Annotated in this window: 9 protein-coding genes; 4 read left to right on the top strand and 5 right to left on the bottom strand. The window is 69.1% G+C overall.

Annotated features, from left to right (window positions below; all coding sequences use genetic code 11):
• Positions 1-279 precede the first annotated feature (279 nt).
• Entirely contained in the window at positions 280-855 is a 576-nt protein-coding gene (locus tag ACZ6WN_RS29905) for an HD domain-containing protein (RefSeq protein WP_179661769.1), read from the top strand.
• Here ACZ6WN_RS29905 and ACZ6WN_RS29910 read toward each other — a convergent pair.
• Entirely contained in the window at positions 837-1310 is a 474-nt protein-coding gene (locus ACZ6WN_RS29910; RefSeq protein ID WP_343051852.1) for an NUDIX hydrolase, read from the bottom strand. The genes ACZ6WN_RS29905 and ACZ6WN_RS29910 overlap by 19 nt on opposite strands.
• Positions 1307-2053: a helix-turn-helix domain-containing protein gene (locus ACZ6WN_RS29915; protein WP_179661771.1), complete on the bottom strand. Its 747-nt coding sequence runs from the start codon at positions 2051-2053 to the stop codon at positions 1307-1309. The genes ACZ6WN_RS29910 and ACZ6WN_RS29915 overlap by 4 nt, the downstream gene beginning before the upstream one ends.
• 75 nt (positions 2054-2128) lie before the next feature.
• On the opposite strand from ACZ6WN_RS29915, the gene ACZ6WN_RS29920 reads away from it, so the two are divergent.
• From ACZ6WN_RS29920 to ACZ6WN_RS29930, 3 genes are all read left to right on the top strand, one after another.
• Positions 2129-2887, top strand: a complete 759-nt coding sequence (locus tag ACZ6WN_RS29920) for an HAD hydrolase-like protein (RefSeq protein WP_179661772.1) — start codon at positions 2129-2131, stop codon at positions 2885-2887.
• Positions 2888-3090: 203 nt separating this feature from the next.
• A complete protein-coding gene (locus ACZ6WN_RS29925; RefSeq protein ID WP_179661773.1) occupies positions 3091-3807 on the top strand; it encodes a TetR/AcrR family transcriptional regulator in 717 nt (238 codons plus the stop codon).
• Positions 3808-4195: 388 nt separating this feature from the next.
• Positions 4196-4546 carry a single-stranded DNA-binding protein gene (locus tag ACZ6WN_RS29930; protein ID WP_179661774.1) on the top strand — a complete coding sequence of 117 codons (351 nt, stop codon included), beginning with the start codon at positions 4196-4198 and terminating at the stop codon, positions 4544-4546.
• 273 nt (positions 4547-4819) lie between these two features.
• Here ACZ6WN_RS29930 and ACZ6WN_RS29935 read toward each other — a convergent pair whose 3' ends face one another.
• The 3 genes from ACZ6WN_RS29935 to ACZ6WN_RS29945 all read right to left on the bottom strand — a co-directional run bounded on the left by ACZ6WN_RS29935 (position 4820) and on the right by ACZ6WN_RS29945 (position 7353).
• Entirely contained in the window at positions 4820-5290 is a 471-nt protein-coding gene (locus ACZ6WN_RS29935) for a hypothetical protein (protein ID WP_179661776.1), read from the bottom strand.
• A 7-nt stretch (positions 5291-5297) separates the two neighbouring features.
• Positions 5298-6164: a hypothetical protein gene (locus ACZ6WN_RS29940; protein WP_179661777.1), complete on the bottom strand. Its 867-nt coding sequence runs from the start codon at positions 6162-6164 to the stop codon at positions 5298-5300.
• 85 nt (positions 6165-6249) lie between these two features.
• The gene (locus ACZ6WN_RS29945) at positions 6250-7353 is read right to left on the bottom strand and encodes a coiled-coil domain-containing protein (protein WP_179661778.1); all 1104 of its coding nucleotides are present in this window, start codon (positions 7351-7353) and stop codon (positions 6250-6252) included.
• Between the last annotated feature and the right edge of the window lie 175 nt (positions 7354-7528).

The raw sequence follows: 7528 nt of genomic DNA on the forward strand, positions 1-7528 counted from the left end.
AAGGCGGCCGATGGAGCCAGGCCGGTCAACTTCCGGTACCGGCCGGCGCTGAGAAGTTCGCGGAGGAAATCAGCGGAGCGCAGCGCAGCGCCGTAGCGAACTTCTCAGTGGAGGCCGGCGGCCCGTAGGGGCGCGGTGGTTGACCGGGGTGGCGCGGCTGTCAGAGTCGGCGGTGCTGGGGATGGTCCTAATCAGGACGGCAGGTGTCCGGGATCTGCGGCTCGAGGCGGATGGGGCTGGGCCGTGAGGCGAACTGGGTGCCGGGTTACCGTGATCGGCGTGGATGATCTGGTGGCGGATGCGGCCGCCCTCGCCGAGAACTACGTCGCTCCCCTGGGCCGCCGGTGGCGGCATGTCCAGGGCGTCGCTCGTCGCGCGCTCGAGCTGAGCGTCGGCGTCCGCGCCGACGACGCCGCGGCCGTCGTCGCGGCGGCATGGCTGCACGATGTCGGGTACGCGCCCGAGATCGCCACCACGGGCTTTCACCCGCTCGACGGGGCCCGCTGGCTGCGTGACCAGGGGTGGCCGGCCTCCGTTGTGGGCCTGGTTGCGCACCACTCGGGCGCGCGCTTCGAGTCGGTCGAGCGCGGGCTGGTGGCCGAACTGGGCGAGTTCGCGTTCGCTGACAGCGACCTCGACGACCTGCTCGCGGCCGCGGACATGACCACCGGCCCAGGAGGCGAACGGTTCACGTTGGAGGAGCGGCTCGCCGAGATCCGAACCAGGTACGCGCCCGGCAGCGTCGTGCATCGCACGTGGCTGGTGGCCGAGCGGGCTGTTGGTGAGGCCGTACACCGCGCTCACGTACGCGCTGAGGTACGAGCTGAGCGGGTGGCTCAGTCTGCAAACGGGTAGCGCTTGTTGAGGTAGTCCTCGATCTGGCGGCGCATGGTCGCGTGGATGTCGTAGTCGGCGAGTTTGGCGGGCGGAACCCAGTGGACGGCGGAGGCCTCGTCGTTGGCCGTGGGAGCACCCGCGACGGGCCGTCCGAGGAAGGTGACCTCGTACTCCTGGCGGACCTCGCCGTCGCTGAGGTACTCGATGAGGTGGTCGGGGTCGCTGTAGACACCGAGCAGGCCAGTGACCTCGGCGAGGATGCCGGTCTCTTCCTCGCACTCGCGTATGGCGCAGGCGCTGGGCGTCTCGCCGAACTCCTGCTTGCCGCCGGGCAGCGCCCACTGGCCCGTGTCGCGGCGGCGCTGGAGCAGGATGTCGCCGGCCTCGTTGACGACCAGGAGGTTCGAGGCAGGCACCAGCGAGTTGGGTTTGGGCGCGTCGGGGTTGCGCCAATGCTCGATGCGCGTGTTCACGCAGCACCCCATGGCTTGGCCCGGTCCCAGACCTTCTCGAAGCTCTCGGCGTACTTGTCGAACATGGAGTCCTCTCCGGCGTCACGGATGTGGAGCAGTGGGTTGGCGCTGGCCGGGCTGCCCCAGATGTGCGGGTTGATCATGGCATCTGAGTCGTAACGGAAGATGGAGGCGTACAGGGCGCAGCCGTGCAGACGGACCTCGCAGCCTGGTGCGCGGGCGAGGTCGGTGAAGTAGCTCAGGCTGGCTTGGATCTTCGCGCCCAGTGCGGATCCGATGCCCTCTTCCTCGCCGCGCAGCGCCACCGCGGCGCTGTCGGGGTCGCCGAAGCACAACCGGACCTTGGCGCCCGCGGCGGCGCGTCGGCCCAACATGGCAGGCAGTCGCGGGTTGGACTGAGCGAGGAACGTGCCGGAGAAGACCAGCACGTCGATGTGCTCCTCGGCGCGCTCAAGGAGCGTGCGCCATACGGTCTGCGGCACGCTGGCCCGGTCGGGATAGGTAGCGACGATCTCGGAGCGGGACCCAGGGCTTACGTAGGTGTCGTGGTGCTCCGATCCCGGCCACAGGTAGGCCGGGGAGACGCCCAGCGCGCTGGCGGCAGCGCGCTGGTTGCGCGCGTGCGGTCGCCGGCCGGTGCTCATCCAGCGCTGCACCGACTTCTCGTCGACGCCGATCTGCTTGCCGAGCTCGGCAGCGGAGATCCGCTGCTGGGCCAGCGCTCCCCGGAGGCGCTCGTTCATAGAGTCCAGCCTACGGGACCTTTGCGGGACGTTTCCCGCGCGACCGGCCGGAGACCGATGCGTAGAGTCGTGGGCATGTCCCTGATCTCCGAGACTCCCCTGCCGGCGGAGACCCGGCTGCAGGAGCTGGTCCACTCCCCCGTGCTGTTGGTGCTGTGGGACGTCGACCACACGCTGGTTGAGAACGCTGGGGTGAGCAAGGAGACCTACGCCGCGGCGTTCGCCGCGCTGAGCGGGATCGAGCCACGGCACGCCGCACGGACCGGCGGCCGGACGGATCGAGCGATCATGCACACGATGTTCGCCGACCACGCGCTGCCGACGCCCCCGTGGCGCGAGGTCGCCGATGCGCTCCAGCAGGCCGGCGCGGAGCGGTACGAGGCGATGCGGCTGCGCGGGTCGGTCCTCCCCGGCGTGCGCCCCGCGATCGATGCGCTCGGAGCAGACCCCGGCGTGGTGCAGTCGGTGCTGACGGGGAACATCCAGCCCAACGCCGAGATGAAGCTGGCGGCCCTGGACCTGGCCGACGGCGTCGACTTAGCGGTGGGCGCGTACGGCGCCGACGCCGATGACCGTGCCCACCTGGTGCCGGTCGCCCAGCGCCGGGCGGCACACCGCTACCGCCGTGAGTTCGGCCGACGCAACACGGTGCTCATCGGTGACACACCCCGCGACGTCGACGCGGGTAGGCGCGGCGGAGCGCACGTGGTCGCGGTGGCGACCGGTGCGCACACGGTTGAGGAGCTAACCCGGGCCGGCGCTACGGTCGTCATGCAGGACCTGAGCGACACCATCGAGCTACGTCGGCATCTGGCACGATTTGCCGCCGCCTGACCGCGCCACGCAGGCGGCAGCTGCCCGAGAGCGTTTCTCGGAAATGTGAGGACGTTTGGGACGTTTCAGACGTCCCTAAATGGTCAGGAGAGGGTGTGGGAGTGTCCCCCTGACCTGCGGTCGAGTACACCCATGCCCTCGACTCCCGGCAGTTACTCGCGTGTCGCTGCTCGTCTGAGCAGCGGCCCGTCGCTGGACGCCCCATGAGCGGCGGGCCGGGCCGCCCCCGCCACACGGGGCACCAGGGAGCCGCGGTCCCGCCGCGCGACGAGATCCTCGACGTGGCCGCACGGCTGTTCGCCTCGAAGGGCGTCGCGAACACGTCGACGCGCGAGATCGCCGAGACGATCGGCATCCGGCAGGCCTCTCTCTATTATCACTTCGCCGGCAAGGACGCGATCGTCGAGGAGCTCCTCGAGCGATCACTGCGACCGACCCTCGACAAGATCGAGAAGGTCGAGCTGCTCGGCGCTCCTCACGGCACGGCCTCGCCGGCCGCGCTGCTGTACCTCCTGCTGCTCCTGGACGTGCGCACCCTGGCCCGGGCACCGCACAACGCCGGCGTCCTCGCGCGCCTGCCCGAAGTGCAGAAGATGCCCTACTTCGGGCGCTACCAGGCGTGCCGCAGTGAGCTGGGCGAGGCGTACGGGCGCCTTGGGTCGCAGGCACGGGCTGAGGAGGCCTTGGTGGAGTTCGCTCCTCCGCCGACGGCCAAGCCCGGCACGCTGAACCTCGGCTCGATGCTGCTGCAGCTGGCCGAGGTCGTCGTCCGGATGCGCGTCGGCGGCCGCGAGGTCACTCCCCCGGTCGCGGACCAGATCGCCCGCAGCGGGCTACGCCTGTGCGGGATCTCCTCCGGCCGCGTCGACGCGGCCGCCGAGGAGGCCGCACCTCTGATCGGAGTCTTCGATGAGCTCTGAGACCCCCAGGACTGGTCGCCGGGCCACTGCCACGCGGGTGGCGTGGCTGGTGGTTCGGCGACCACAAAGCACCAGCGGACGGCTGGAGGCCGGCGTACGCCGGCGAGGACGTCACCTCACGGTGACGACCGAGCTACTCCCCCACCTGAAGGTGGAATCCCGTGCTCCCGAGGCACCCACGATGACACGGCCGGAGAACCGGGCAAGGGCTGAACATGTCGCCTCCGGCGACCCTTGCCCGAACACTCCGGCCGCATGGGCGGCCTCTATCGGGAGCACGGGGTCCGAGTGGCCAACAGGACCAGGAACGACCCGGCTCGCGACCGTGAGGTCACTGCCGGCAACCCAAGTGCCCGGTAGGGCCGCAACCAGTAAGGAGTGAGAGATCATGCCGATCATCGTGTGCTTCGAAGGCCGGCTCGCGGCCGACCCCGAGCTGACCCACACCCCCAACACCGGAACCTCCGTGTGCGAGGCGGTCGTGCTCGTCAACCACCGCACCAAGCAGGAGACCGACATCGGTGAGCAGTGGGTCGATGGGGAGCCCACCCGCTACTACCTGAAGGCCTGGCGCCGTCGCGGCGAGGCGCTCGGGTCGATGTCGAAGGGATCGAGCGTGGTCGTCGTCGGCCATGTCGAGACCGAGTCCTGGACCGATGGCGACGGGAAGCGCCGCTGGCGAGACACGGTCGTGGTCGACCACCTGGGCGAGACCGTCAAGGCAGCGGTGGCTGCCTGAGCAACGGAACATGTCTTCACTTGAGAGGGCCGCAGCTTCCCCATGGGAGCTGCGGCCCCCAGAAGTTTTAGCGTCAGTCGTTGTCCGACTTGCTGCTGTCGAATGTGACTCGTCGGACCGGGCGCCGTGTGGATGCTCGGCGCTCGCCGGGGAGGGACTCGTAGCGGTTCTCAAGCCGTCCGGGGTTGGCCAGACGTGGCTGAGGGCGCGGCCGCTCGGCCGGCTGGTCCTGAGGCCGCTTCTCGGACGACGCCGAGTCCTTCTTGTCGTCGCTCATTGGTTCACCCCCTCCCAGAGCTTTCCTAGGAGGAGGAACGGAACTTCCACGAGGAGCGCGATGAGCACCGTCCCATGCCACTTCTGGAGGCGGTCGATGACCTTGGCGTTGGCCTCGGACTGCTGCTCCAGATGTAGCGCGAGATCACGGATCTGGTCATCGGTCGAGGCGTCGTCGAGCTCGACCCACTGGACGAGGAGATGTGGCTTCTGGCCGGCCCACACCTTCTGCGGCCACGCGATGACCACGGTGCCGATGACCACGGTGGCGAAGCAGAGGAAGGCGAGAATGGACCAGGCATAGGACCAGCAGCCCGCGCCCTTCGTGTCGACCCCGATCACTGACAGGGCGAGAGCGCCGGCGGCGACGGTCCAGGTGCCACGGCTCCGAAGGTTCTCGAGCTGCGCCAGCTGCGCGTCGTAGCTACGTCGCGCCTCCTCGAGCGCGAGCTGGTACCTGGATCCCATCTCAGCCTCAGGCGAGGCCGAGGGCCTGCGCGAGAGGAAGGGCCAGCGCACCGCCCAGGGCACCCGTGCCGGTTCCGGTGAGGAGCTGGTAGAGACCGAAGGTCGCCTTCTGGGCGAGGCTGCGGTCGTCGGTCTGGATCTGATCCAGGAGCGGAACGATCTCATCCTTGAGTTCCTCCAGCGCCGGCAGCGCCTCTCGAATGGCCTCGGAGTGGCTCTGCGCCTTCACGAGATCGAAGTCGTCGATGTTGGCCTGGACCTCGTTGTGGGATCCCGCAGCTGAGGTGACGATGTTCCCGTCACCGGTGATGGTGATGTGCTGCACGACGCTGGGCGCCAGGGAAACTTCAGTGATCCCAGCTGCGCCGTTTCCTTCGTCGAGACGCTCTTGTCCCGCACCGGTGATGTACGCCAGCAGATGGTTGCGACCCCAGGAGCCTCCAAGGGTCTTGATCAGGCCTTCGGTCACCAGGTGGTCGGCGGCCAGGTCGACCTCTTTCTCCGTGAACGCGACGCCGTCGGCGCCCCCGGCGAACTTGTCGAGCGAGACACGGGTGCCCGCATCATCGGCCTCGGTGGTCTTGTCGAGCCAGGCGAGCAGATCGTCACGACACTGGGTTCGTCGGTAACTGCGGTCTTCGCGGCGCTTCAGCAGCGCGTCGACCTCGGTCCGCCCGCTCACTGGGAGGTGATAGAACCCCTCGCTGCGGTTATCGCGCCGCAGGAGACCGATGTCCGCTAAGTGCTCGAGGTCTGCGACGAGATCAGGGCCCAGGTGGATCTCCACGTCGCTGTAGTCGGCCTCTTGCTCGGGCCGACCGTGAATGTACTCGAGGATCTTCAGCTGAATGTCGGTGAGCGACGGATACCCCATGGGGATAATCGTAGAAGTTGGGACCGACAGTTTCCCCTGGTCGCGCGGTCGTGTTGCGGGGCCGGGAATCGCTGTCGTTCGAGAGTCAGTCCTTCGTGGCTTTCCGAGTCTTGCTGCTTTCGGCGCGGATCGCGTCGAGCTCCTCGCGGTGAGCCTTGTCCGCGGCGGCCGCCTCGGCGCGCTGCTCGGTGAGGTCAGCGCGCAGCCGGTTGACCTGCTCGGTCAGCCCGGAGCGTACGTCCTCGATGCGCTCGGTGGCGTGCTGGCGCTCGCGCTCGATGTCGGCCCTGGCCGCGTCACGCTCGGCCCGGGCGGTGGCCTCGGCGCTGCGTAGGTCGGCGATCTGGCTCTGCAGCTGGTCGACCTGGGCGCGCGTGATGTCGAGTTGGGCTCGCGCCTCACGTGCAGCCTGCTCCTCCTGCTGTGCCTGCCTGGCGGCGCTCTCGGCGCGGCCAGCTGCTTCGTCGCGCTGGGTACGGGCGGCCTCGAGGTCGCTGGTGCGCTGGTCGCGCTCGCTCACTGCGGTGGCCAGCTGAGCCTTGAGGGTGGAGATCTCCTGGTCGAGCGCTGCCTTGGCGCTCTCGGCCTCAGCACGCTCCTGCTCAAGCACGCTCTGTAGGTTGTCGTTGGCGCCGTAGGCCTGCTCCAGTTCGGTGCCGCGCTGCTCCAGCTCGGTGCGTACGTCAGCGAGCTCGGCCTGGAGCTGCTCGACCTGGGCCAGGGCCTCGGTCGCGGCCGCGTCGGCCTCCTCGCGGTCGGTCTCGGCGCGGCGCTGAGCCTGCTCGGCGCGGACGGCACGTGCGCTGGCGGAGGCGATGCGCTCCTCGGCCTCGGTCTGCACGGTCTCGATCTGCGCCTCGGCGGCGTCGAGGTCGCCGGCGGTCCGCAGCTCCTCGACGATGCGGGGCATCTGCTCCATGAGCAGCTCGGCCATCCCGATCACCTGGGCCGCGGTCTCAGCGGCACGCTGCCGGGCGCCGGTGACCGGGCGCTCCTCCGGCGCGACCGGCTCGGCGCTGCCGCTGTTCTTGAGCCGCTGGCGCTCCTTCCACGCGCTGGCCTTGTTGTGCGCAGGGTTGTCACAGAAGCCGGGAGGGCGCCCGGCCCCTTCGGGCGCCGGGGCGGTCGGACGGCCGCAGCCGGGGAACCGGCAGGTCTGCTGGTCGGTGGGTGCTGGCGTCGAGGTCATAAGGTCACTCTACCACACCAAATAACCGAACCGAACTAAATACTAAACTGAATACCTAATTGCATATTGAGAGTCGACAAGCGACTCCCCCTCCCCCGGCTTCGGCCTGGGGGGGAGGAGGAGGAGGAGGAGAGAGGCCCTAGGCCGGCGGCGTCGAGACGCAGGAAGGCCCGGC

The sequence above is a fragment of the Nocardioides sp. NPDC054178 genome (assembly GCF_055585005.1).

Coding starts and splice junctions, on each gene's coding strand:
- ACZ6WN_RS29915 (WP_179661771.1), bottom strand. CDS start 2,053: ATGAACGAGCGCCTCCGGGGAGCGCTGGCCCAGCAGCGGATCTCCGCT.
- ACZ6WN_RS29920 (WP_179661772.1), top strand. CDS start 2,129: ATGTCCCTGATCTCCGAGACTCCCCTGCCGGCGGAGACCCGGCTGCAG.
- ACZ6WN_RS29925 (WP_179661773.1), top strand. CDS start 3,091: ATGAGCGGCGGGCCGGGCCGCCCCCGCCACACGGGGCACCAGGGAGCC.
- ACZ6WN_RS29930 (WP_179661774.1), top strand. CDS start 4,196: ATGCCGATCATCGTGTGCTTCGAAGGCCGGCTCGCGGCCGACCCCGAG.
- ACZ6WN_RS29935 (WP_179661776.1), bottom strand. CDS start 5,290: ATGGGATCCAGGTACCAGCTCGCGCTCGAGGAGGCGCGACGTAGCTAC.
- ACZ6WN_RS29940 (WP_179661777.1), bottom strand. CDS start 6,164: ATGGGGTATCCGTCGCTCACCGACATTCAGCTGAAGATCCTCGAGTAC.
- ACZ6WN_RS29945 (WP_179661778.1), bottom strand. CDS start 7,353: ATGACCTCGACGCCAGCACCCACCGACCAGCAGACCTGCCGGTTCCCC.